22 protein-coding genes are annotated in these 22,731 nt (G+C 70.2%); 1 reads left to right on the forward strand and 21 read right to left on the reverse strand.

Annotated elements, in window-relative coordinates:
• Nucleotides 1-159: 159 nt before the first annotated feature.
• From ABIA33_RS15225 to arc, 18 genes are all read right to left on the reverse strand, one after another.
• Entirely contained in the window at nt 160-984 is an 825-nt protein-coding gene (locus ABIA33_RS15225) for an ABC transporter permease (protein WP_370081614.1), read from the reverse strand.
• Nucleotides 981-1,937: an ATP-binding cassette domain-containing protein gene (locus ABIA33_RS15230; protein ID WP_370082042.1), complete on the reverse strand. Its 957-nt coding sequence runs from the start codon at nt 1,935-1,937 to the stop codon at nt 981-983. The genes ABIA33_RS15225 and ABIA33_RS15230 overlap by 4 nt, the downstream gene beginning before the upstream one ends.
• Nucleotides 1,938-2,221: 284 nt before the next feature.
• Nucleotides 2,222-2,872 carry a PadR family transcriptional regulator gene (locus ABIA33_RS15235; RefSeq protein ID WP_370081617.1) on the reverse strand — a complete coding sequence of 217 codons (651 nt, stop codon included), beginning with the start codon at nt 2,870-2,872 and terminating at the stop codon, nt 2,222-2,224.
• 160 nt (nt 2,873-3,032) lie between these two features.
• Nucleotides 3,033-5,927, reverse strand: coding sequence for a DEAD/DEAH box helicase (locus ABIA33_RS15240; RefSeq protein WP_370082044.1), 2,895 nt, complete (start codon nt 5,925-5,927; stop codon nt 3,033-3,035).
• 162 nt (nt 5,928-6,089) lie between these two features.
• Nucleotides 6,090-7,115: a twin-arginine translocase subunit TatC gene (tatC, locus tag ABIA33_RS15245; protein WP_370081619.1), complete on the reverse strand. Its 1,026-nt coding sequence runs from the start codon at nt 7,113-7,115 to the stop codon at nt 6,090-6,092.
• 83 nt (nt 7,116-7,198) lie between these two features.
• The gene (gene tatA / locus ABIA33_RS15250) at nt 7,199-7,483 is read right to left on the reverse strand and encodes a Sec-independent protein translocase subunit TatA (RefSeq protein ID WP_370081621.1); all 285 of its coding nucleotides are present in this window, start codon (nt 7,481-7,483) and stop codon (nt 7,199-7,201) included.
• Between the two features lie 108 nt (nt 7,484-7,591).
• A complete protein-coding gene (locus ABIA33_RS15255) occupies nt 7,592-7,837 on the reverse strand; it encodes a hypothetical protein (protein ID WP_370081623.1) in 246 nt (81 codons plus the stop codon).
• Between the two features lie 9 nt (nt 7,838-7,846).
• Nucleotides 7,847-8,092, reverse strand: a complete 246-nt coding sequence (locus ABIA33_RS15260; RefSeq protein WP_370081625.1) for a hypothetical protein — start codon at nt 8,090-8,092, stop codon at nt 7,847-7,849.
• Nucleotides 8,089-9,048: a helix-turn-helix transcriptional regulator gene (locus ABIA33_RS15265; protein ID WP_370082046.1), complete on the reverse strand. Its 960-nt coding sequence runs from the start codon at nt 9,046-9,048 to the stop codon at nt 8,089-8,091. The genes ABIA33_RS15260 and ABIA33_RS15265 overlap by 4 nt, the downstream gene beginning before the upstream one ends.
• A 26-nt stretch (nt 9,049-9,074) precedes the next feature.
• Nucleotides 9,075-10,079 (reverse strand): helix-turn-helix transcriptional regulator, encoded by a 1,005-nt coding sequence (locus ABIA33_RS15270; protein WP_370081627.1) that lies wholly within the window; start codon nt 10,077-10,079, stop codon nt 9,075-9,077.
• Nucleotides 10,080-10,236: 157 nt separating this feature from the next.
• Nucleotides 10,237-10,608: an FKBP-type peptidyl-prolyl cis-trans isomerase gene (locus ABIA33_RS15275; RefSeq protein ID WP_370081629.1), complete on the reverse strand. Its 372-nt coding sequence runs from the start codon at nt 10,606-10,608 to the stop codon at nt 10,237-10,239.
• 55 nt (nt 10,609-10,663) lie between these two features.
• Entirely contained in the window at nt 10,664-11,668 is a 1,005-nt protein-coding gene (locus ABIA33_RS15280; protein WP_370081631.1) for an FKBP-type peptidyl-prolyl cis-trans isomerase, read from the reverse strand.
• Nucleotides 11,669-11,854: 186 nt separating this feature from the next.
• Nucleotides 11,855-13,216: a Pup--protein ligase gene (gene pafA / locus ABIA33_RS15285; RefSeq protein ID WP_370081633.1), complete on the reverse strand. Its 1,362-nt coding sequence runs from the start codon at nt 13,214-13,216 to the stop codon at nt 11,855-11,857.
• Nucleotides 13,217-13,433: 217 nt separating this feature from the next.
• Nucleotides 13,434-14,180: a proteasome subunit alpha gene (prcA, locus tag ABIA33_RS15290; protein ID WP_370081635.1), complete on the reverse strand. Its 747-nt coding sequence runs from the start codon at nt 14,178-14,180 to the stop codon at nt 13,434-13,436.
• Between the two features lie 53 nt (nt 14,181-14,233).
• Complete coding sequence (gene prcB / locus ABIA33_RS15295; protein ID WP_370081637.1) at nt 14,234-15,079, reverse strand: proteasome subunit beta; 846 nt, start codon at nt 15,077-15,079, stop codon at nt 14,234-14,236.
• Nucleotides 15,080-15,206: 127 nt separating this feature from the next.
• Nucleotides 15,207-15,425 (reverse strand): ubiquitin-like protein Pup, encoded by a 219-nt coding sequence (locus tag ABIA33_RS15300; RefSeq protein WP_370081640.1) that lies wholly within the window; start codon nt 15,423-15,425, stop codon nt 15,207-15,209.
• Nucleotides 15,426-15,616: 191 nt separating this feature from the next.
• Nucleotides 15,617-17,128 (reverse strand): depupylase/deamidase Dop, encoded by a 1,512-nt coding sequence (gene dop, locus ABIA33_RS15305; protein WP_370081642.1) that lies wholly within the window; start codon nt 17,126-17,128, stop codon nt 15,617-15,619.
• Between the two features lie 226 nt (nt 17,129-17,354).
• Entirely contained in the window at nt 17,355-19,121 is a 1,767-nt protein-coding gene (gene arc, locus ABIA33_RS15310; RefSeq protein WP_370081644.1) for a proteasome ATPase, read from the reverse strand.
• 286 nt (nt 19,122-19,407) lie between these two features.
• Here arc and ABIA33_RS15315 point away from each other — a divergent pair, with 286 nt between their 5' ends.
• The gene (locus ABIA33_RS15315) at nt 19,408-19,695 is read left to right on the forward strand and encodes a ferredoxin (RefSeq protein WP_370081646.1); all 288 of its coding nucleotides are present in this window, start codon (nt 19,408-19,410) and stop codon (nt 19,693-19,695) included.
• Nucleotides 19,696-19,724: 29 nt separating this feature from the next.
• On the opposite strand, the gene ABIA33_RS15320 is transcribed toward ABIA33_RS15315, so the two are convergent.
• The 3 genes from ABIA33_RS15320 to ABIA33_RS15330 form a co-directional block, all read right to left on the reverse strand.
• The gene (locus tag ABIA33_RS15320) at nt 19,725-20,327 is read right to left on the reverse strand and encodes a hypothetical protein (RefSeq protein WP_370081648.1); all 603 of its coding nucleotides are present in this window, start codon (nt 20,325-20,327) and stop codon (nt 19,725-19,727) included.
• 196 nt (nt 20,328-20,523) lie between these two features.
• Entirely contained in the window at nt 20,524-21,471 is a 948-nt protein-coding gene (locus ABIA33_RS15325; RefSeq protein WP_370081650.1) for a tRNA (adenine-N1)-methyltransferase, read from the reverse strand.
• 46 nt (nt 21,472-21,517) lie between these two features.
• The gene (locus ABIA33_RS15330) at nt 21,518-22,699 is read right to left on the reverse strand and encodes a site-2 protease family protein (RefSeq protein ID WP_370081652.1); all 1,182 of its coding nucleotides are present in this window, start codon (nt 22,697-22,699) and stop codon (nt 21,518-21,520) included.
• Nucleotides 22,700-22,731 lie beyond the last annotated feature (32 nt).

Below are 22,731 nucleotides of genomic sequence, written 5' to 3' on the forward strand. Positions count from 1 at the left end.
GGGGGCGGCCACCCTGGGGGGGGCCGGGGCGTGCGGGGGGGGTCCGCCCCCCCGCGGCGCGGGGGGGGGGGGGGGCCCCCCCCACCCCCCGCGGGGGGGGGGCCCCCCCCGGCCGGGGGCCCCCCACCACCACGGCTTTCCGGGCCGGACGGACGGCCGTCAGACGGACCTCTGGTAGGAGCGGAAGGTCCGCAGCGACAGCCAGACTGCGAACGCGGCCAGCAGCAGTGTCCAACCGCCGTGACTGAGCACCGACCACCAGTCGGGATGGGACGCCATCGCGCCGCGCCCGGCTTCCAGAGCCCAGTTGACCGGGTTGAAGCGGGCCACGACCTGCATCCAGTGCGGCATCAGGGCCGGGGCCATGAACGCCGAGGAGAGGAAGGTCAGCGGGAGGAGCAGGAAGGTGTTGATCCCGATGATGGACTCCCGCTCGCGGACCAGCATCCCCAGGGCGTTGGAGAAGGCCCCGAAGATGGTGCCGAGCGCGGAGGACACCACAACCAGGATCAGCAGGCCCAGCACCCCGCCGGGGTAACTCGCGCCGCCGGCCCAGCCGAGCGCGATGATGATCACCGACTGCAGCGCTGTGGTGATTGACTGGGCGACCACGTTGGCGTTCATCAGTGCGCTGCGCCGGACCGGGGTTATCAGAAAGCGGTTCAGCGTCCCCCGCTCGATCTCCTCCAGCGTGCCCATCCCGGCCCACATGTTGGCCGACACGGCGCTCATCACGATCACGCCAGGGACGAGGTAGTCCAGGTAGCTGCCGGTGCCGAAGCCCGGCAGTTCGACGACCTTGTGGAACAGCGCGCCGAAGAGGAACAGCCAGATCACCGGCTGGATCAGCGTGATGATCAGATAGGCGGGCTGGCGGGCGAAGGCCATGAACTGGCGCTGCGTCATGAACCAGGTCTGGGCGATGCCGTCGGTCGGGCGGGAACGCGCCGGACCGGGCCGCGCGCCGAGGGTGCTGGTGCTCATCGGGTGACTCCTTCGGCGTCGGCGAAGCTGCGTCCGGCGTAGCGGAGGTAGACGTCGTCCAGCGAGGGGCGGGCGACGGTGACGGCGGCCACGGGGCTGCCGGCCTGGTCGAGGGCGGCGAGGACGGCCGGGACGGCGGCGGCGCCGTCGTCCGCGCGGGCGCTGACCCGCCGTCCGTCCACGGCGATCTCGCGAACGCCGGGCACGCGGCCCAGCGCCTCGTACACCGAGAGGCCGTCGGCGGGCGGGGGCTGAACCAGGTCGACGTGGACGGCGTCGCCGTGCAACTCGCCCTTGAGCTCGTCGGGCGTGCCCTCGGCGACGACCCGGCCCCGGTCGACGATGGCGAGGCGGCCCGAGAGCCGGTCTGCCTCGTCCAGGTAGTGGGTGGTGAGGAGGATCGTCAGACCCTCGTCGCCGGCGAGACGGCCTATCTCCTCCCACATGGCGGTGCGGGCCTCCGGATCGAGTCCGGTGGTGGGCTCGTCCAGGAACAGCACCTCGGGGCGGTGGACCAGCCCGATGGCCACGTCCAGACGGCGCTGCATGCCACCGGAGTAGGTCTTGACCTGGCGTTTTGCCGCGTCGGTGAGATCGAAGCGGTCGAGCAGCTCGTCGGCTCGACGGTTCAGCTCCTGGCCGCGCATGCCGTAGAGGCGGCCCTGCAGCAGCAGGTTCTCGCGGCCGGTGGCGACCGGGTCCGCGCCCGAGCGCTGCGCGACGACGCCGATGGAGCGGCGCACCCGCGCGGGGTCGCCGGCGACGTCGTGACCGGCCACGGTGGCGTGGCCGCTGTCGGCGGCTGCCAGGGTGGTGAGGATCTTGACGGTGGTGGACTTGCCGGCGCCGTTGGGGCCGAGGAGCCCGAAGACGATGCCGGGCTCGACGCTGATGCTGAGCCCGTCCAGGGCGCGAACGCCCTCGGGCCGGCCCTTGACCTGGTAGGTCTTCATCAGGTCCGTGGCTTCGATCGCCGAGCTGCGGAGCGTCGGGCGCTGGAGCGCGGGCGGCGCCGAGCCGGGGCTGGGGTCGGTCATGGTGCTGCTGTCCCTTCGTTCGTTGATCGCTGGGGTGCCGATCTACGACTGGGACTCGGGCTACGATGAGATTGCGTGTTCCTCGTAGGCGCCGAATCCTGTTGTCGCAGGTCGGTTCCGAGGTTCCTGGCCCCGTCCGGTGTTGTCGCACCGGGCGGGGCTTTCTGGCGTTCCTGGTCTCTTCTTCTGGTCCGCGCTTCCTAGTCCTCCTGGGCCTGCGTGGCTTGGAGTTCGAGGTCCACCCACTCCTGCGGGGCCCGGCCGGTGGCGTGGTACTCGTGCCAGCCGTCCATCCCGGTCAGTGACCCGTCGTACATGTCCGCGAGCAGTCGCCGGGTCCACTCGGCCTCTGCCGTGGTCATGGCCAGCTCGTACTCTCCCTCGACCAGGAAGATCCTGGGCAGGAAGTCGGTGCAGCGCTCCAGGGTCTCCTGTTGCGCCGCGACGGACGCGTCCAGCAGGGCGACCCGCTGTTCCAGGAGCGAGCGGGCCTCCTCCGGGGGGAGGACGCCCATCAGCGAGAGCGCCGACTCGAACCGCGGGTACTCCTTCGCGGGGGTGCCCAGCAGCTCCGAGAGCCAGTCCCGAAGCTCCGCGCGCCCGGACTCAGTGAGGCCGTAGACCGTGCGCTCGGGCCTGCGGCCGTCGCGCTCGACGCCGGCGGCCTCGATGAAGCCGTGCCGCTCCAGGCCCTGGACCACGGTGTAGAGCGAACCATAGTTGATCTTGATGCTCTGGTCCTTGCCGCGCGAGCGGAGCACCTGTGCGATCTCGTACGGGTGCCGCGGGTGCTCGGCGACGAGCGCGAGGACGGCGAGGGCGAGCGTGTTGCCCATCTTCCGCTTTGCCATGACTCCTCCTCGCCGTCGACTATCCGGACACGAGTATATGGCTCCGGGTATTGCTTCTGTCAACACGCTATATCGCGTCGCGAAAACGCACAAGGCCCGCCCCGGCATCGACAGCTGGAAACTGCCGACCGGGGCGGGCCTGACCCGTGCGGGTGGGCGCTCAGCTCACGGAGGAGTACGCGATGATGCCGCGACGAAGCCCGTCCACGCCCTTGCGGGCGGTGGCGCGGACCGTGCCGCCCTCGGGGGCGGCGTTGGCGATCTGGCCGAGCACGTCGATCAGCTGCCTGGTCCAGCGGACGAAGTCGCCGGCCGGCATGTCCGCCTCCCGGAGCACCGCGTCCAGCGGGTGGCCCGAGGCCCAGCGGTAGGCGGTCCAGGCGAAGCCCAGGTCGGGTTCGCGCTGGCCCACGTTGTCCTCGGTGGAGAGCTTGTGCTGCTCCTCCAGTGCGTCCAGGTGGCCCCACAGCCGCACCATCTCGCCCAGCGCCTCACGGGCTTTGCCATCCGGCAGCTTGGGCGCGCCGCTCTCGTCGTCGCCCCGCCGCGACTCGTACACCAGGGCGGATGCGCAGGCGGCGAGCTCGGCCGGGGTCAGCCCCTCCCAGACCTCCTCGCGCAGGCACTCGGAGGCCAGCAGGTCCAGCTCGCCGTAGAGCCTGGCCAACCGGCGTCCGTCCTCGGTGACCTGATCGCCCCTCAGGTAGCCGAGGTCGGTGAGCAGCGCGCAGACCCGGTCGAAGGTGCGAGCGATGGTGTGGGTGCGGGACTGCATCCGGCGTTCCAGCTGCTGGGTGTCCCGGTGCAGCCGCTCGTAGCGCTCGGCCCAGCGGGCGTGGTCCTCGCGCTCGTCGCAGCCGTGGCACGGGTGCTGCCGCAGGGCGGCCCGCAGCCGGGCGATCTCCGGGTCGTCGGCTGCCGCCGCGCGACCCTTGCGTACCCGCTCCGGCTCTATGTGCCCGGCCTTGGTGCGCAGGGCAGAGGCCAGGTCCCGGCGGGACTGCGGGCTGCGCGGGTTGAAGCTGCGCGGGATCCGGACCCGCTCGATCGCCTCCACCGGAACCGGGAAGTCGATCATCGCGAGCCGCTTGACCTGCCGCTCGGCGGTGAGCACGACCGGGCGCGGCCCCTCGCTGTGCTCCTGCCGGTGGCCGTGACGGCTGACCGGAGGAATGCCGGGGTCGAGGACCAGGGCGAGGCCGGCGAAGCGGCCGGTGGGGACGTGGATGACGTCGCCGGGCCGGAGCTTCTCCAGGGAGTCGGCGGCGTTGGCGCGGCGCTGGTTGGCGCCCTCGCGGGCGAGCTGGTTCTCCCGGTCCTTCAGGGCGCGGCGCAGATCGGCGTACTCCTGGAAGTCGCCGAGGTGGCAGGTGATGGCCTCGCGGTAGCCCTCAAGGCCCTCCTCGTTGCGCTGCACCTGGCGGGCGATGCCGACGACCGAGCGGTCCGCCTGGAACTGGGCGAACGAGGTCTCCAGCAGCTCGCGGGACTTGTGCCGGCCGAACTGGGAGACCAGGTTGACGGCCATGTTGTAGGAGGGCTTGAACGAGGACTTCAGCGGATAGGTGCGGGTGCCCGCGAGCCCGGCCAGCGCGGCGGGGTCGAGGTTCGGCTGCCAGAGCACCACGGCGTGGCCCTCGACGTCGATGCCGCGCCGTCCGGCGCGCCCGGTGAGCTGCGTGTACTCGCCCGGGGTGACGTCGGCGTGGGTCTCGCCGTTCCACTTGACCAGCTTCTCCATGACCACCGAGCGGGCCGGCATGTTGATGCCGAGCGCGAGGGTCTCGGTGGCGAAGACCGCCTTGACCAGGCCGCGCAGGAACAGCTCCTCGACGATCTCCTTGAAGGTCGGCAGCATCCCGGCGTGGTGGGCGGCGACGCCGCGCTCCAGTGCGTCGATCCACTCGTAGTAGCCGAGGACGTGCAGGTCCTCGTTGGGGATGCTCTCGGTGCGGGTCTCGACCAGGCTGCGGACCTCGGCCCGCTCAGCGTCGTTGTTGAGCCGCAGCCCGGAGTTCAGGCACTGCTGGACGGCGCCCTCGCAGCCGGCCCGGCTGAAGATGAAGGTGATCGCGGGCAGCAGGCCCTCGGAGTCGAGCCGGTCGATGACCTCGGCACGACCGGGAGTCCAGGCACGGCCCGGGCGCCCGTTGGGCATGCTCCGGCCGCGGCCGCGTTTGTCGAAGCGGTCCCTGCCACCGCCCCCGTAGCGCCGGTCCTGCTCCGCTCGGGCGAGACGCACCAGCTCGGGGTTGACGTCGGCCTCACCGCCCTTGGTTCCGCCGCCTTCGCGCTTGCGCCCGGAGGCGCGCTCCTCGGCGACACGGGTGGTGAACAGGTCGTACATCCGGTTGCCGGCGAGGACGTGCTGCCACAGCGGGACCGGGCGGTGCTCCGAGACGATGACCTTGGTGCCGCCGCGCACGGTGTCCAGCCAGTCGCCGAACTCCTCGGCGTTGGAGACCGTCGCGGACAGCGAGACCAGGGTGACGGACTCGGGGAGGTGGATGATGACCTCCTCCCAGACGGCGCCGCGGAAGCGGTCGGCCAGGTAGTGCACCTCGTCCATGACGACGTAGCCGAGACCGTTCAGGGTCTGCGACCCGGCGTAGAGCATGTTGCGCAGCACCTCGGTGGTCATCACGACCACGGGCGCCTCGCTGTTGATCGTGTTGTCGCCGGTCAGCAGGCCGACCTTGGCGGCGCCGTAGCGCTTCACGAGGTCGGCGTACTTCTGGTTGGAGAGCGCCTTGATGGGTGTGGTGTAGAAGCACTTCCGGCCCTCGGCCAGGGCCAGGTGAACGGCGAACTCGCCGACGATGGTCTTGCCGGAGCCGGTGGGTGCGGCGACCAGGACGCCGGATCCCGCCTCCAGTGCCTCGCACGCCTCGACCTGGAAGTCGTCGAGCGGGAAGTCGTACAGCTGGCGGAACGCGAACAGGGCGGTGGCCTGCTCCTTCGCGCGGCGCCTGGAGGCGGCGTAGCGTTCTGCGGGGCTGAGCTCGTCGTTGAGCTCAGAAGGGCTGAGCTGGTCATCGGGGGCGGCGGAGGTCATCGCAGCACCTTCCTCCCGGGTCGGGCGCACGGGAGCGCGGTGGGCGACGTCGGAGGCGGCGCGCCGGTCTTTGTCGTCGTGGATCTGCATCTCATCGAGAGGTTACCCGCCGACACCGACACCTGACCCAAAGATTTCTTCCGTCCAGTGCGGGCCGGTAGCTCAGGTGACGTCGTCCATGCGCTCTCCCCCTGCTGAGGGGACACTCGTCGGCTCCTCGTCGGGGTGGTAGACCATCGGCTCGGCGGCGGCGAGGTGCTCCGCGGAGACCGGCTCGACGTCCACCGACTCGGCCGAGACCGGGACGGGAGTGAGGTCGAGCGAGGAGGCCACGTCGTCGTCGAGCAGGCTGTCCGGGTTCTCGACCACCCGGCGGCGCTCCTTGGCACGGTCGTGCAGCGTGGTGATGCCGAGAGCCAGGATGAACAGCGCGCAGATCGGCACCGCCAGCACCGTCATCGTCAGCGGGTCGCCGGTGGGAGTGGCCACCGCGGAGAACACGAAGATGGCGAACACGATCGCGCGCCACCAACTGCGCAGCTTCGCCGCGCTGAGAATGCCGAGGAAGTTCAGGCCGACCAGGAGTAGCGGAATCTCGAAGGAGAGGCCGAAGACCAGGACCATGCGGATGAAGAAGGTGAGGAAGGCGTCGCCCTGGATCATCTGCGCCATGCCGCCGGGCACGAAGCCGACCAGGATCCGGATCGCCTTGGGGAAGACCCAGTAGGCGATGCTCGCGCCGGCGAGGAAGAGGGGAACGGCGGTGGCGACGAAGCTCAGCCCGTACTTGCGTTCCTTCTTGTACAGCCCGGGGGCGACGAAGGCCCACAGCTGGTAGGACCACACCGGGCTGGAGAGGATCACGCCCAGCATCAGCGAGATGTCGAAGCTCAGCGAGAGGCCCGCCAGCGGTCCGTCCGCCACCAGCACTCCGTTGGGGCAGCCCGGATTCCCGGCCGCCACGCCGTGCAGGCCCTTGATGTTGCAGACCGGGCCAGTCATCAGCTGGTACACCCAGTTGTGCACCACGAAGCCGAGAACCGTCGCGACGAACAGCGCCAGCAAGGCGATGACCAGGCGGTTGCGCAGTTCGCGGAGGTGGTCCCCGAGCGGCATGCGCCCCTCGTCGTCTTTCGGGCTCTTCTGCCGTCCGGCGATCGGACGCCGAGTCCCCTGGGTGTCGCTCACCGTGCGGCTTCAGTCCCTGCGAGAAGGTGGATGGACAAACGCGTGCGGTCTGCTACCGCACCCGGCTCAGGACAGGCAGCCGGTCAGCTCTGGCTGGTGTGCTGCGGCTCGGGCTGCGCGTCGGCCACCGGACGGGCGGTCGCTGCCTCGCCGGGAGCGGCCTGGATGGTCTTCGCGACGACGACCGGCTCGGCCGGCGCGGCCTTGTCGGCCGTCTTGTCGTCCGACTTCATCGCGCCCACCTCGGACTTGAGGATGCGGAGCGACTTGCCGAGCGCACGGGCCGAGTCCGGCAGGCGCTTCGCCCCGAAGAGCAGCAGCACGACGACCGCCAGGATGATGATTTCAAGTCCGCGGTTCTCGAGCATGGGAATCCCTCTTCGTCTTGGTCTCTGCGCTGATGATACGCACCAGGCCCTTGCGGGCGTCCAGAGCGGGTGAGTAGAAGTTGAGGTGCACCGACCTTCAACTGAATACTACGCGGACTCGGAGTCCTCACGGATGAACGGCGACCGATCTTTCGGAGCCGCCTCGCCCGCCCTTCGCGCGACCGGTTCGGCGGCGAACTCCAGGCTTCGCGCCGCACCTGAGATACGCCGCGCGCCCGCGTCGAGTTCACGCGACAGCACCAGCACCTCCCGGTACACCCGCACGGCGAGCCCCCCGAGCACCAGCAGTCCGGCGGAGGCCAGACCCACGGCGGCGATGATCATCCACGGCATGGATGCACCCTACGCCACCGTCGAGGGCTGCTGGCCCAGGTGCAGCCGCATGGTCCGCACGCCTGCGCCGGTCAGTGCCTCCACGATCCGCTCCCCCGCCCGCTTGCGGACAGCCGCGCCGCAGGACGGACAGGTGAAGGAGTAGTAGGTGCGCTCGCTGGTACGGCCGAGTGCGAGCCGGAACGCGTCCGGGTCCAGCTCCGCCGTGCTGCGGCAGTCGGGGCAGGACGCCTTGAAGCGGGTCGGCGCGCTCACCCCTCGCTCCCCTCCGACTCCGACTCCGACGAGTACAGCGCTGACGAGTACAGCGCCAGCGCGCCGGCGGCGGTCTCCCGAGCCTGCGCGGCCAGGTCGGCCGGGGAAATGATGCGGCCGTCCGCGCCCAGGCGCAGCGCCAGCCGCAGCAGCCCGGACGGGTCGGGGGTGCGCAGGGTGATCCGCAGGCCGCCGTCCGGCAGCTCCGCGGCGTCCTCGTAGGTGTAGTACTCGGTGACCCAGCGGCCGCCGGGGCCGACGTCGAGGACCACCTGCGGGTCGTCCTCGGCCGGGCGGACCAGGCCCTCGGAGAGGTCCCGAAGCTCCAGCGGCGGCGGGTCTGCGGGGACGTCGAGGACCCGGATGTCGGCGATGCGGTCCAGCCGGAAGATCCGCCGGTCCTCGGAGAGGCGGCACCAGCCCTCCAGGTAGGTGTGCCCTTCGGTGATCAGCCGGATCGGGTCGACCTCGCGCTCGGTCATCTCGCCGCGCCCGGAGGAGTAGTAGCGCAGCCAGAGGCGGCGGCGCTCGGTGATGGCGCGGTCGGCGTCGGCGAAGACGCTGCCCTCCGCCTCGAAGGTCACCCCGACCCGGGCACTGCCCTCGGCGGCGTCCCCCGCGGCGGACTCCAGCTTGGCCACGGCGCGGGTCAGCGCGGCGCGGTCGCGCTCGCGCAGGCCCGGCAGCCCGGCGACGGCACGGGCGGCGACCAGCAGCGAGATCGCCTCGTCGGAGGAGAGCCGCAACGGCTGAGCGACGTCGTCGGCGTTGTGCCACCAAATGCGCTCGCCGTCGGTGTCGATGTCGAGGAGATCCCCGCCGCGGAAGCTGGTGCCGCACATCGGCAGCACGTTCAGGTCCCCGACGAGCTCGCGCTCGGTGATGCCGAAGGCGCGGGCGACCTCGCCGACCCGGGCGCCGGGCCGCTCGCGGAGGTAGGTGACCAGCGACAGCATCCGGCGGGTCTGGTCGATGGCGTTGCTCACAGCGAAGCTCCCTGGCTCGCGTCCTGACGGTCTGCGGCCGCCGACCCGGCGACCGCGCTCAGCCGGGCGATGACGTCGGTACGCAGCTCGGCGGGGCCAAGCACGACCAGGTCGGCGCCGAACTCGGTGAGGTCCGCCGCGAGACCGTGGCCGTAGGGGATCTCCAGCTCGTCCCAGAGGGCGTCCACCGGCTCGGCGTTGAGGGCCTTGGTGCGTAGCGGGAAGGCCGCGCCGCGCCGCAGTCTGATCCGGGCGGTGGCGGTCGCGCCCTCCCCGGCGAAGCGGGCGACGTGCTGCCGCACGTCCACGTGGTCGGGCACCGGAGCGATGAACGCCTCGTGACGGGCCTTGACCCGGCCGGTGATCCGGCTGAGCCGGAACACCCGCACGTCCTTGCGGTCGCGGTCCCAGCCGGCCAGGTACCAGTGGCCGTGCCAGCACTCCAGCGCCCAGGGTTCGACGCTACGCGGTTCGGGCTGCGCGGCGCCGGACTTGCGGTAGGCGAAGGTGACCGGACGCCGGTCGCGGGCGGCGCCGAGCAGGGGCTCGAAGGCAGCCTCGCGGGCCGGGATACGCGGCTCCAGGGTGGAGTGCGTCTCCGGTCCGCTGTCCACGAGAACCCCGGCAGCGCGGAGCTTGTGCAGCGCGCCGCTGGCGGCGCCGGCCAGGCGGGCCTGCCGCCAGACGCCCGCCGCCAGGCTCAGCGCCGCGGCCTCCTCGGCGTCGAGGGAGATCTCCGGAAGGCGGTTGCGGTCGCGGCGGGCCAGATAGCCGAGCTCGCCGTCCAGGGCGTTCTCGTCCACGTCGATGACCAGGCCCAGTTCGCGCAGATCGTCCTTGTCGCGCTCGAACATCCGGTTGAAGGAGTCCTCGCTGGAGGTGTCCGCGGCCTCGCGGTACGCCTCGATGGAGTCCCGCAACTCGCGCTTGCTCAGCGGGCGCTTGGTGTTCATGAGACACAGCGCGAGGTTCATCAAGCGCTCGGACTTGGCGATGGGCATCGCACACCCTTCCCTGCCGCGCGAGCACGACATGTGCCCGGCGCACCTGACCGTACCGGTCCCGCGGCCGGCGGCAAAAGCGCGACCCCGCCCCACCACAGCTGTGGTAGAGCGGGGTCGCGCGGTGGCCGTGCCCGACGCGTCAGACGCCCAGCAGTCAGACGCCCAGCAGGTCGACCACGAAGATCAGGGTCTCGCCCGGCTTGATGGCCCGGCCGGCGCCACGGTTGCCGTAGCCCAGGTGCGGCGGAATGATCAGCTCGCGGCGACCGCCGACCCTCATCCCTGCGACACCCTGGTCCCAGCCCGCGATGACCTGGCCCTGGCCCAGTCCGAAGCGGAACGCCGAACCGCGGTTCCAGCTGGCGTCGAACTCCTCACCGGTGCTGAAGGCCACGCCGACGTAGTGCACGCTGACGTTGTGGCCAGGCTTGGCCTCCTCGCCGTCGCCCACCTGGATGTCCCGGATCTGCAGCTCGGTCGGCGGCTCGCCACCCGGGAAGTCGATTTCCGGCTTCTCGATGCTCAAGGTCTGACTCTCCTCGTTCGCTGCGGCGCACCGTGCGGCGGCCGTGGGGCCTACGTTACGCCGCGGCCAGGATGTCCACGACGAACACCAGGTTGGAGTTGGCCGGGATACCGGTCTGCGCCTGGGCGCCGTAGGCCAGCGCGGCGGGGATGGACAGCAGCACCCGGCTGCCGACGGTCTGGCCCACCAGGCCCTGGTCCCAGCCCGGGATGACCTGGCCCTGGCCGATGACGGTCGAGAACGCGCCCTGGTCCTTCCAGGACGAGTCGAAGACCTTGCCGTCGGCCAGCGTCGCCCCGGTGTACTGGACCACGATGGTCTGGCCGCTCAGGATCTTGGCGCCGGTGCCCTTGATCAGCACGCCGGTCTGCAGTGCCTTGGGCGTCTTCGCGGCGGCCGGGATGGTGAAGGCGGCGGCCTTGCCCGGCGTGGCGTCCACCGTCGGCATGCCCGCCGGAGCGGCCACCTGGCTGCCCGACACCGCGTCCTTGAGCCCGATGGCCTGGTTCACGTCCACGACGAAGACCAGCGTGTCCTTGGCTCCCACGCCGCTCTGCGCCGCGCCGGACATCTGCGCGGCGGCCGCGCCGGGAGGCGCCACCACCAGCACGCGACTGCCCGCCTTGTGCCCGACCACGGCCTGCTCCAGCGCCGGGATCATCTGCTGCGAGGGCTTCAGCAGCACCGGGGCGCTGCCCTTGCTGTAGGCGCTGATCAGGGTCTTGCCGGTGTTCCAGTCCTCGGCCGTGAAGTTGAAGATGCCGTAGTTGGTCGAGGTCACGACCGGTCCGGTGCCCTCGGTCACGGTGTGGACCACGAACGTGTTGCCCGGCGCGCCGCTGGGGAGCTTCAGCGTGGCACTGGTGCCGAAGGTTCCGCCGACGGTCGGCAGGTTGGCGGCCGAGTCCACCACCGGGGGCACCGGAACGGCCGGGGCGCTGGCCGAGGCGGACGCCTTGGGCGTGGCGGCGGAGTCGCTGGACTTCGCCTTGGTGCTGCTGCCACAGGCGGTCAGGAGCAGGGCGGGCACGATGAGCAGCCCGGCGGCGAGTCGGCGCACAGTGGTCCTTAGAAGCGGAGGGGTACGGATGGTCAGTCCGCGCCACTCTATGACCTCGACATGAGAACTCGCCAAGCACCTCGGCCCCTGTGTCCCCAATTGAGCGGACACAGAGACCGAGTTGTCACCTTTGTCGGATTGCTCACATGCCGCTGCATTGTGGCGGTATCCGGCCGCGTCCCGCGGCTACATCCCGGCGATGAGCTTCTCCACCCGCTCGTCGACCGAGCGGAACGGGTCCTTGCACAGCACGGTGCGCTGCGCCTGGTCGTTCAGCTTGAGGTGCACCCAGTCCACGGTGAAGTCACGGCGCTGCTCCTGGGCCCGGCGGATGAAATCCCCGCGCAGCCGGGCCCTGGTCGTCTGAGGGGGGACCGACTTCGCCTCGAAGATCTTGAGATCGTTGGTGACCCGCTCGGCCTGGCCCCGGTTCTGCAGCAGGTAGAACAGGCCCCGGCGGCGGTGGATGTCGTGGTAAGCGAGGTCGATCTGGGCGACCCTCGGGTGCGACATGCTGATGCCGTTCTTCGCCCGGTAGCGCTCGATCAGCTGGTACTTCATGACCCAGTCGATCTCCCGCTCGACCCGCGCGTAGTCCTCGGCTCGGATCGCCTCCAGGGTGCGGCCCCACAGCTCGAGCACCCGGGCGACGGTGCCGGTCCTGATGCCCTTGGCGTCGGCGAAGTCGCTGGCCTTGGTGTAGTACTCCTCCTGGATGTCCAGGGCGCTGGCCTCGCGGCCGTTGGCCAGGCGCACCTGGCGGGATCCGGTCAGGTCGTGGCTGACCTCGCGGATCGCCCGGATCGGGTTCTCCAGGGTGAGGTCGCGCAGCACCGTCCCGGCCTCGATCATCCGCAGCACCAGGTCCGTCGCGCCGACCTTGAGCAGGGTGGTGGTCTCCGACATGTTGGAGTCGCCGACGATCACGTGCAGGCGGCGGTAGCGCTCGGCGTCGGCGTGCGGCTCGTCCCGGGTGTTGATGATGGGGCGCGAGCGGGTGGTCGCGGAGCTCACGCCCTCCCAGATGTGCTCGGCCCGCTGGCTGACGCAGTAGACCGCGCCGCGCGGGGTCTGGAGCACCTTGCCGGCGCCGCAGATCAGCTGTCGGGTGACCAGGAAGGGGATCAGGATGTCGGCCAGCCGGGAGAACTCGCCGTGCCGCCCCACCAGGTAGTTCTCATGGCAGCCGTAGGAGTTCCCGGCGGAGTCGGTGTTGTTCTTGAAGAGGTAGACGTCACCGGCGATGCCCTCCTCGTGCAGCCGCCGCTCGGCGTCCACCAGCAGGCCCTCGAGGATCCGCTCCCCCGCCTTGTCATGGGTGACCAGCTCGGAGACGTCGTCGCACTCCGGGGTGGCGTACTCCGGGTGCGAGCCCACGTCCAGGTAGAGCCGGGCGCCGTTGCGCAGGAAGACGTTGCTGCTGCGACCCCAGGACACGACACGGCGGAAGAGGTACCTGGCCACCTCGTCCGGGGAGAGCCGCCGCTGGCCCCGGAACGTGCAGGTGACGCCGTACTCGTTCTCGATTCCGAAGATTCTGCGGTCCATGGTCTCTCCCCTTCGCCGGCCCTCAGTCGACTGCCGCGTCCCCGCTTCCGCGGACGGAGGTCTCGTCGGGACTTTGCATGGTGGGAATGTGCGCTGTCGGACAGTGTCCGAAACCGAATCGGTCCGGGCGTCGTGATCTACCGTCAGATCGGCTGAGGAGTCGGAGGGCGCCGCTCGGGCGCCCTCCGGTTGCCTCCGGTGGCCGCAGGGCGGCCTGCTAGTCCTCGGCGGGCTGGTCGTCCTGGTCTCCGGCAGCGGTCTCGTCGCCCGCCAGCAGACGGCCCAACTGGGCGCCGACCAGGCGCTTGAACTTGCGCTGCTGCCAGCGGCTGCGGTCAAGGACCGCGACCTCCAGCTGGTCCTGGGTCAGGGTGCGGGCCTGGCCGCCGTTGGGGTCGCGGGCCAGGCCCTCGACCGCGAGCTTCAGCGCCTCGGTGAGGGTCAGGCCCTCGGTGTGGCGCTGCTCCAGGAAGGTGCTGATCGACTCGGAGTTGCCGCCGACCGCGACCGTGTGCTGCTCGTCGACGACGGAGCCGTCGGGGGTGAGCCGGTAGATCTGGTCGTCGTCAGGAGACTTGCCGACCTCGGCGACGATCAGCTCCACCTCGTAGGGCTTCTCGCCCGTGCTGGAGAAGATCGTGCCCAGCGTCTGCGCATAGACGTTGGCCAGGCCGCGGGCGTTGACGTCGGCCCGGTCGTAGGAGTAGCCGCGCAGGTCGGCGTAGCGGACGCCGCCGATGCGCAGGTTCTCGAACTCGTTGTATCGGCCGACCGCGGCGAAGGCGATGCGGTCGTAGATCTCGGACACCTTGTGCAGCGCCCGGGAGGTGTTCTCCGCAACGAAGACGATGCCGTCGGCGTAGGTGAGCACGACCACGCTCCGACCGCGCGCGATGCCCTTGCGGGCGTACTCCGCGCGGTCGGCCATGGCCTGCTGGGGTGAGACGTAGAACGGCGTCGACACCGGTTGTCGCCCCTATCTGGTCGGTCTGATGAAGGAGTGGCGGTCAGGGGGACTTAGAGAAGGCCGGCCTGGGGGCCGTTGGGGTGCTCCAGCCGGTGGTCGAGGACGCTGCGCGCCAGGGCGCCGACCTCCTCGTCCGGGAGGCGGCGGAAGCCGTCCTCGGTGATGACGCCGACGATCGGGAAGATCCGGCGGGTGAGGTCGGGGCCGCCGGTCGCCGAGTCGTCGTCGGCGGCGTCGTAGAGCGCCTGGATGACTGCGGTGGCCGCCTGCTCGGCGGTCAGGTCGGCCCGGTAGAGCTTCTTCAGCGAGCCCTTGGCGAACAGCGAGCCCGAGCCGGTGGCGGCGAAGCCGACCTCCTCGGAGCGGCCGCCGGTGACGTCGTAGCTGAAGATCCGGCCCCGGCCGAGGTCGAGGTCGTAGCCGGCGAAGAGCGGCACGACGGCGAGGCCCTGCATGGCCATGCCGAGATTGCCGCGGATCATGGTGGTGAGGCGGTTGGCCTTGCCCTCCAGGGAGAGCTGGGTGCCCTCGATCTTCTCGTAGTGCTCCAGCTCCAGCTGGAACAGGCGCACCATCTCGACGGCGAGCCCGGCCGTGCCGGCGATGCCGACGGCGGAGTACTCGTCGGCCGGGAACACCTTCTCGATGTCACGCTGAGCGATGAGGTTGCCCATGGTGGCGCGGCGGTCTCCGGCGAGGATCACCCCGCCGGCGAAGGTCACGGACACGATGGTGGTGCCGTGCGGAACGTCCAGTGGCTGGAACCCGACCGGCAGGGTCCGCCGACCGGGCAGCAGCTCAGGCTGATGGTCCGCCAGGAATTCGACGAAGGACGACGAACCCGGCGTCAAGAAGGCAGCCGGTAGACGCCCGGTGCCACGAGTGTTGGCTTCCACACGTTCCCTTCCAGATAGTCGGCCCCACAGCGCGCCTGACGCGCGGGGCAGCGGATGCCCGGGACCTTACCCCTTGCGCGTGTCCATGATCCGCCTGTCCGTGCCGGACAGACTGGTCCACTGGCCTCTACTGGCCGCCCTTTTGTACATAGGATCGTACAAACGACTCGGCGTCCGATTCGAGGATCTCGTCGATGTCGTCGAGGACGGCGTCCACGTCGTCGTCGAGCTTTGCCTTGCGATCCTTGAGGTCGGATGACTCGGTCGTCTCGACCTCGCTCTCCTCGACCTCCTCGGAGGAGCGGTTCGCCCGCTGCTGGCCGCCGCCGGTGTCCTTGGTCGCCATGTCCCTCACCCCGCTCGTCGATGCTGCCTCGGTACTGCTGGTCAGACCCTATACACCGGGTGTGACAGACGCCCGGTGTTTTGGTTGTCCACCCTTCAACGCCGGTGTTGTCCCGATGATGCCCAGCGCCGCGCCGTTCACCCGTTGTCATCGCCCGCTACGGTCCGGTTACGCCCGAAGCGGACATATGTTCAACCTCCGGACAGGACTCGGACCAGCTCCTCCGCGGTGCGGCAGCGGTCCAGCAGGGCCTTGACGTGGTTCCTGGTCCCCCGCAGCGGCTCCAGCGTCGGCACCCGCTGCAGCGAGTCGCGACCCGGCAGGTCGAAGATCACCGAGTCCCAGGACGCCGCGGCCACGTGCTCGGCGTACTGCTCCAGGCAGCGGCCCCGGAAGTAGGCGCGGGTGTCCTCAGGCGGCTTGTGGGCCGCCCGCAGCACCGATGCCTCGTCGACGATGCGCTCCATCCGCCCGCGGTCCACCAGGCGGTTGTAAAGGCCCTTCTCGGCCCGTACGTCGGCGTACTGGAGGTCCACCAGGTGCAGCCGGGGGTTGTCCCACTCCAGGCCGTCCCGGGTGCGGTAGCCCTCGAGGATCTCCCGTTTGGCGATCCAGTCCAGCTGCCGGGACAGGCTCATCGGATCGCGCTCCAGGCGTCCGAGCACGTCCTCCCAGCGGTCCAGGATGTCCTTGGTCTGCTCGTCGGCGTCCGCGCCGAACCGGTCCTCGACGTACTTGCGGGCCAGCTCGCAGTACTCCATCTGGAGTTGTACGGCCGTCAGTTTGCGGCCGCTGCGCAGCGACAGCAGGTAGCCGAGGTCCGGGTCGTGGGAGACCCGGTGCAGGGTCCGCACGGGCTGGTCCACGACCAGGTCGACGTTGATGAAGGCGTCCTCGATCATCGACAGCACCAGCGCCGTCGTCCCCAGCTTGAGGTACGTGGAGACCTCGGAGAGGTTGGCGTCGCCGATGATGACGTGCAGTCGGCGGTACTTCTCCGCGTCGGCATGCGGTTCGTCGCGGGTGTTGATGATGGGCCGTTTGAGCGTGGTCTCCAGGCCGACCTCGACCTCGAAGTAGTCCGCGCGCTGGCTGATCTGGAAGCCCTGGGCCGATCCGTCCTGGTTGATGCCGACCCTGCCCGCACCGGTGACGACCTGTCGGGAGACGAAGAACGGGGTGAGGTGCTTGACGATGTCCGCGAACGGGGTCGACCGCTTCATCAGGTAGTTCTCGTGGGTGCCGTAGGAGGCGCCCTTGTTGTCCGTGTTGTTCTTGTAGAGGTGGATCGGCTGGGCGCCGGGCAGTTGCAGGGCGCGGTTGGCCGCCTCCTCCATGATCCGCTCGCCGGCCTTGTCCCAGAGCACTGCGTCGCGCGGATTGGTGACCTCGGGCGAGCTGTACTCGGGGTGGGCGTGGTCCACGTAGAAGCGGGCGCCGTTGGTGAGGATGATGTTGGCGAGGCCGATGTCCTCGTCGGTCAGCTGGCTGGCGTCGGCGGTGTCCCTGGCCAGGTCGAAGCCCCGCGCGTCCCGGAGCGGGTTCTCCTCCTCGAAGTCCCAGCGGGCCCTCCGCGCCCGGTGCATCGCCGCCGCGTAGGCGTTGACCACCTGCGACGAGGTGAGCATGGCATTGGCGTTGGGATGCCCGGGGACGGAGATCCCGTACTCCGTCTCGATTCCCATTACGCGCCGTACAGTCATGCGGCCCTCCTAAGCGCTGCCGCTGACGACTTGCCGTCTGCGGTCGGCCCGGTTCGGTAACCCGAGCCTAGAACTGCCCACTGTCAACCGGGAGATCGCCGACCCGGCTTTGTTCGTCGGTAGCTGTCCGGTCCTGGCTGCCGGCACCTGCCTGGTGCCGGTCCGGTGCTGAGACGCGAACCGTCCGGCTGCGGGCACACCCGCAGCCGGACGGTGGCGGTCCTTCTTACAGGTACTGCCCCGTGTTGGCGACAGTGTCGATGGAGCGGCCCGAGTCGGTGCCCTGCTTGCCGGTGACGAGCGTGCGGATGAAGACGATCCGTTCGCCCTTCTTGCCGGAGATGCGGGCCCAGTCGTCCGGGTTGGTGGTGTTGGGCAGGTCCTCGTTCTCCTTGAACTCGTCCACGCACGCGGCGAGCAGGTGGGAGACGCGCAGACCGCGCTGGCCGTGGTCGAGGAAGTCCTTGATCGCCATCTTCTTGGACCGGTCCACGATGTTCTGGATCATCGCGCCGGAGTTGAAGTCCTTGAAGTACAGGACCTCCTTGTCACCGTTGGCGTAGGTGACCTCCAGGAAGCGGTTCTCCTCGGTCTCGGTGTACATCCGCTCCACCACGGCCTGGATCATGGCCTCGACGGTGGCGTCCACCGAGGATCCGTGCTCCTTGACGTCGTCGGGGTGCAGCGGCAGCGAGTTCTTCAGGTACTTCGAGAAGATGTCCTTGGCCGCCTCGGCGTCCGGACGCTCGATCTTGATCTTCACGTCCAGTCGCCCCGGCCGCAGGATCGCCGGGTCGATCATGTCCTCGCGGTTGGACGCCCCGATGACGATGACGTTCTCCAGGCCCTCCACCCCGTCGATCTCGGCGAGCAGCTGCGGGACGATGGTGTTCTCCACGTCCGAGCTGACGCCCGACCCACGGGTCCGGAACAGCGACTCCATCTCGTCGAAGAAGACGATGACCGGGGTGCCCTCGCTGGCCTTCTCACGAGCCCGCTGGAAGACCAGGCGGATCTGCCGCTCGGTCTCGCCGACGTACTTGTTGAGCAGCTCGGGGCCCTTGATGTTGAGGAAGTAGCTCTTCCCCTGGGGCTGTCCGGTGACCTCGGCCACCTTCTTGGCCAGGGAGTTGGCCACCGCCTTGGCGATCAGCGTCTTGCCGCAGCCGGGCGGGCCGTAGAGCAGGACGCCCTTGGGCGGGCGCAGCTCGTACTCCTTGAAGAGCTCGGCGTGCAGGTAGGGCAGCTCGACTGCGTCCCGGATCATCTCGATCTGAGTGCCGAGGCCGCCGATCCGGTCGTAGTCGATGTCCGGGACCTCTTCGAGGACCAGCTCCTCGACCTCGCTCTTGGGCACGACCTCGTAGACGTAGCCGGAGCGCGGTTCCAGCAGCAGGGCGTCGCCGGAGCGCAGCATGACGTCGCGCAGCGGTTCGGCGAGCCGGACCACCCGCTCCTCGTCGGTGTGCCCGGTGACCAGGGCACGCTCGCCGTCCTCGAGGACTTCCTTGAGGGTGACGATGTCGCCGATGCTCTCGAACTCCATCGCGTCGACGATGTTGAGCGCCTCGTTGAGCATGACTTCCTGGCCGCGCGTGAGCTCGTCCAGGGGCAGGCTGGGGCTGACGTTCACCCGCAGCTTGCGGCCGCCGGTGAAGATGTCGGCGGTGCCGTCCTCGTTGGCGGCGAGGAAGGTGCCGAAGCCGGCCGGCGGCTGTGCGAGCCGGTCCACCTCCTCCTTGAGGGCCACGATCTGGTCGCGGGCCTCCCTCAGGGTGGAGGCGAGCCGCTCGTTCTGAGCGGTGACTCCGGCCAGGTTGGTCTGCAGTTCGACGACGCGCTCTTCGAGGATCCTCGTGTGGCGCGGCGAGTCTGCGATCTTGCGGCGCAGGACAGCGATCTCCTGCTCAAGAAAGGAAACCTGACTGAGGGCTTCCTCAGAACCCCGTGCGGGCCTGCCGCCGCGGGTGTAGTCATCGTCGTGGGCTGCCACGGTCCTCACCTCCTCCGGGGGAGCTGAACGCTTCCAGACCCTACCTGGGCCCGGGAGTGTTGAAACCCCTAGATCAGAAAGTCGAAAGGGGTGTGTCCGATCTTCACCCTTGCGCACGTCCCCTTGTCACTGGGATACCCACTCGAAGACTCCGGGAAGCGACCAGTTGTACAGTCGATCGAGTCAATAGCGATCGTGTTGGCCGGGCGGGGTTCGATCCCTGTACCGATGGCGGGAATAACGGGCTGCCCGAGCGGCGGCCCGGCGACCAGGAACGGCGGGCGGAATGGCCACGCAGGACGAGCCTCTTGAGGTGTGGATCGACCAGGATCTGTGCACCGGCGACGGGATCTGCGTGCAGTACGCGCCTGAGGTCTTCGAGCTCGACATCGACGGTCTCGCCTACGTCAAGGGCGAGGACCAGGAGCTGCGGGCGGAGCCGGGCGCCTCCGTGCCCGTTCCTTTGACGGTCTTTCAGGACGTGGTGGATTCGGCCAGGGAGTGCCCGGGCGACTGCATCCACGTCCGCCGCACCAGGGACCTGGTCGAGGTCTACGGACCTGACGCCGAGTGACGATCATGTGAGTAAGATCACATCCGAGATCACGCCTGCGAGAGCGGCACCGAGATCGTGCGGACGTAGCCGCTGCCGTGGGGCGTCCAGGTGTAGGTCTCGTGCAGGTCGGCGCAGCAACGGGGCACGTCGGGCGAGGAGTAGCCGTCCACACGGGCGCTGATGGAACCGTCCGAGCGGACGGCGACGCTGCGCACGGTCAGCGCCTCGGCGTCCCTGATCAGGACGAGGGCGACGCGCGGGCGGCCGTCCTGGCCCTTCTCGATGACGAACAGTCCGTCAGGCGGGGTCCCGTTCGGCGAATCGCAGTGCGCGGCGGCGATGGTGGCGACGGTGCCGTTGCCGGTGAGGTCGGCGCTGAAGCTCTGGGAGATCTTGACCGGAAGCCCGGCGCAGTCCAGCGGCAGGTGCGCCAGCGCAGGGTCGGGCGCGGCCGCGGCAGGGACCGCGTGCGGCCCGTTGGCGGTGGTCACGGTGGCCCCGGCGGGGGTGACGGCCAGGACGGTACCGACGACCGCGGCCAGGACGGCGGCGGTGCCGATCCAGTGGTACGGGCGGGTGCGAGTGTGCGCCGGGAGGGCCGGTACCGGTCCGTCCGGGCTCTCGTCGGGCCTGGCCGCCAGCTGCGCCACGTGCGCACTCTCCATTCCGCGACGGGACGACACGGGCCCTGTCCTGCGGCCCGGAGGGCAGCATCGTCGCACAGTCCCGATCCGCGGTCGGCACCGGGGCGGAGCCTCGGCCTGTGCCGCGGGGCCTCCGCCGGAGCCTGGGAACGCCGCAGCCCCGCGCCGGGGGGCGGGCGGGGCTGCGGGAGGTACCGGCGGATCAGTCCTGATCGACGTCCAGGTCCGCGGCGGACTCCTCGGCCATCTTCAGGAAGCGCCCGGGCTGCGGGGCCACCGGGGCCTCGACCTCACCGTAGGCGCCCTTGGCCGGGCGGCGGCGGCGCAGCGGCGGCTCGACGCCGTCGGCCAGCCTGCGGGAGGTCAGCAGGAAGCCGGTGTGCCCGATCATGCGGTGGTCGGGGCGGACGGCCAGGCCCTCGACGTGCCAGTTGCGGACCATCGACTCCCAGGCCTGCGGCTCGGTGAAGCAGCCGTGCTCGCGAAGGGCCTCGACGGTACGCGACAGCTGGGTGGTGGTGGCCACGTAGCAGCAGATGACGCCGCCCGGGACCAGGGCCTTGGCGGCCACGTCCAGGCACTCCCAGGGGGCGAGCATGTCCAGGACCATCCGGTCGACCTCGGTCTCCACCAGGTTGTCCTGGAGGTCTCCGAGAGTGAGCTTCCACGCCGGGTGCGGGCCGCCGAAGTAGCGCTCGACGTTGCCCCGGGCGATCTCGGCGAAGTCCTCGCGGCGCTCGTAGGAGGACAGCGAGCCGCTGTCGCCGACGGCGCGGAGCAGGGAGCAGCTGAGCGCTCCGGAGCCGACGCCGGCCTCGACGACGCGGGCGCCCGGGAAGATGTCCGCCATGGTGACGATCTGCCCCGCGTCCTTGGGGTAGACCACCGCGGCGCCGCGCGGCATGGAGAGGACGTAGTCGGAGAGCAGGGGGCGCAGCGCGAGGTACGGGGTGTTCCCTGTGGTGCGTACCACGGAGCCCTCGGGGGCTCCGATCAGCTCGTCGTGCGGGAAGGCGCCCTTGTGGGTGTGGAACGCCTTGCCGGGCTGGAGCGTGATGGTGTGGTGGCGTCCCTTGGGGTCGGTGAGCTGGACCTGGTCCCCGACCTGGAAGGGCCCGCGGCGGCGGGCGGCGCCGGTCGGTTCTGACATGCGGAACAGTCTAGAGGAGGCTGCGGGGGCCGCCGACCACGGCCGTTCAGGCGTTCGAGGCTGCGGGGACGGGCGAGTGACCGGCCATCGCCAGGGCGAACGCCTGTTCCACGTCCACCGCGGCCAGCACGCCGAGCATCGTGCCGTCCGCCTCCACGACCAGGTACTCGGCCGCCGGCGTGGCCCGGAGGGTGTCCAGCAGCTCCTCGCCGGCCAGGTCGGCCGGGATCCGCAAGCCGGGTTCGAGCTCCCTGGCGACGGCCCCGGCCGCCGTCCAGGGGCGGCGGTGCTCCGGGATCGCCCGGACCGCGTGTTCCCTGACCAGGGCCGCGGGCTCGCCGCCGCCGTCCAGGATCACCAGGCCGCGTGCGCCGGCGGCCTCCACCCGGCGCAGGGCCTCGGCGAGGGGCGTATCGGCTTCGACACCGACGGCGGGCCTGGTCAGACTGCGGGCCCTGAGTTCGGGCAGGTGCTCGCGGAGCCGGGCGATCCGCAGGCTGCCGCCCGCCCCGTTCCAGATGATCGCGGCGAGTACCGCGCCCAGGGCGGCATCGATCAACGTGGTCGCCACGCTCTGGTCGACGCCCTGGTAGGCGGTCCAGGCAGGCATCCCGATCAGCACCGCCAGGGCCAGCAACCGGCCCGCCCAGGCGGCGGCGAGGGTGCCGGTCATGGCGTTTCCGGTAACCCTCCAGACGACCGCCCGCAGGATCCGGCCGCCGTCCAGCGGCAGTCCTGGCAGCAGGTTGAAGGCGGCCACCACGAAGTTGCTCAGCATCAGGGCGGCCAGCAGCACGCCCGGCACGGTGGCGGGCCGCACCAGGGACAGGCCCAGCAGGAACACCCCGCCGAGCAGCAGCGACAGCAGCGGCCCGGCGAAGGCGAGCCAGAACTCGCGGCCCGCGGTCTCCGCCTCCTTCTCGATCTCGGACACACCGCCGAAGAACTGCAGCTGGATCCGACGCACCGGCAGGCTCAGCCGCAGCGCGACCAGGGTGTGCGCGAGTTCGTGCACCAGCACGGACCCGTAGAAGGCCAGTGCGAAGAACAGCGCCACCAGGTAGCGGGTCTTGCCCAGGCCCGGCAGCAGGACGTCGATCTGGCCGCCGAAGAGCCAGGTGATCAGCGCGGCGATGAGGAACCAGGTGGGTGTCACGTAGACCGGCACGCCGAACGGCCGCCCCATCAGCAGGGCGCCCGTCGGGCGGTCCCCCTTGCTGTCACTCACTGCGGCACCCTCCTGGCGAACGCTTCTGCTGT

This window comes from Streptacidiphilus sp. MAP12-16 (genome assembly GCF_041262165.1).
Classification (GTDB): domain Bacteria; phylum Actinomycetota; class Actinomycetes; order Streptomycetales; family Streptomycetaceae; genus Streptacidiphilus.

What these genes read in the sequence shown, in the direction of transcription:
- ABIA33_RS15225 (WP_370081614.1), bottom strand. Translation starts at nt 984, where the DNA reads ATGAGCACCAGCACCCTCGGCGCGCGGCCCGGTCCGGCGCGTTCCCGC.
- ABIA33_RS15230 (WP_370082042.1), bottom strand. Translation starts at nt 1,937, where the DNA reads ATGAAGACCTACCAGGTCAAGGGCCGGCCCGAGGGCGTTCGCGCCCTG.
- ABIA33_RS15235 (WP_370081617.1), bottom strand. Translation starts at nt 2,872, where the DNA reads ATGGCAAAGCGGAAGATGGGCAACACGCTCGCCCTCGCCGTCCTCGCG.
- ABIA33_RS15240 (WP_370082044.1), bottom strand. Translation starts at nt 5,927, where the DNA reads ATGACCTCCGCCGCCCCCGATGACCAGCTCAGCCCTTCTGAGCTCAAC.
- tatA (WP_370081621.1), bottom strand. Translation starts at nt 7,483, where the DNA reads ATGCTCGAGAACCGCGGACTTGAAATCATCATCCTGGCGGTCGTCGTG.
- ABIA33_RS15255 (WP_370081623.1), bottom strand. Translation starts at nt 7,837, where the DNA reads ATGCCGTGGATGATCATCGCCGCCGTGGGTCTGGCCTCCGCCGGACTG.
- ABIA33_RS15265 (WP_370082046.1), bottom strand. Translation starts at nt 9,048, where the DNA reads ATGCTGTCGCTGGTCACCTACCTCCGCGAGCGGCCCGGCGCCCGGGTC.
- ABIA33_RS15270 (WP_370081627.1), bottom strand. Translation starts at nt 10,079, where the DNA reads ATGCCCATCGCCAAGTCCGAGCGCTTGATGAACCTCGCGCTGTGTCTC.
- pafA (WP_370081633.1), bottom strand. Translation starts at nt 13,216, where the DNA reads ATGGACCGCAGAATCTTCGGAATCGAGAACGAGTACGGCGTCACCTGC.
- ABIA33_RS15300 (WP_370081640.1), bottom strand. Translation starts at nt 15,425, where the DNA reads ATGGCGACCAAGGACACCGGCGGCGGCCAGCAGCGGGCGAACCGCTCC.
- dop (WP_370081642.1), bottom strand. Translation starts at nt 17,128, where the DNA reads ATGACTGTACGGCGCGTAATGGGAATCGAGACGGAGTACGGGATCTCC.
- ABIA33_RS15315 (WP_370081646.1), top strand. Translation starts at nt 19,408, where the DNA reads ATGGCCACGCAGGACGAGCCTCTTGAGGTGTGGATCGACCAGGATCTG.
- ABIA33_RS15325 (WP_370081650.1), bottom strand. Translation starts at nt 21,471, where the DNA reads ATGTCAGAACCGACCGGCGCCGCCCGCCGCCGCGGGCCCTTCCAGGTC.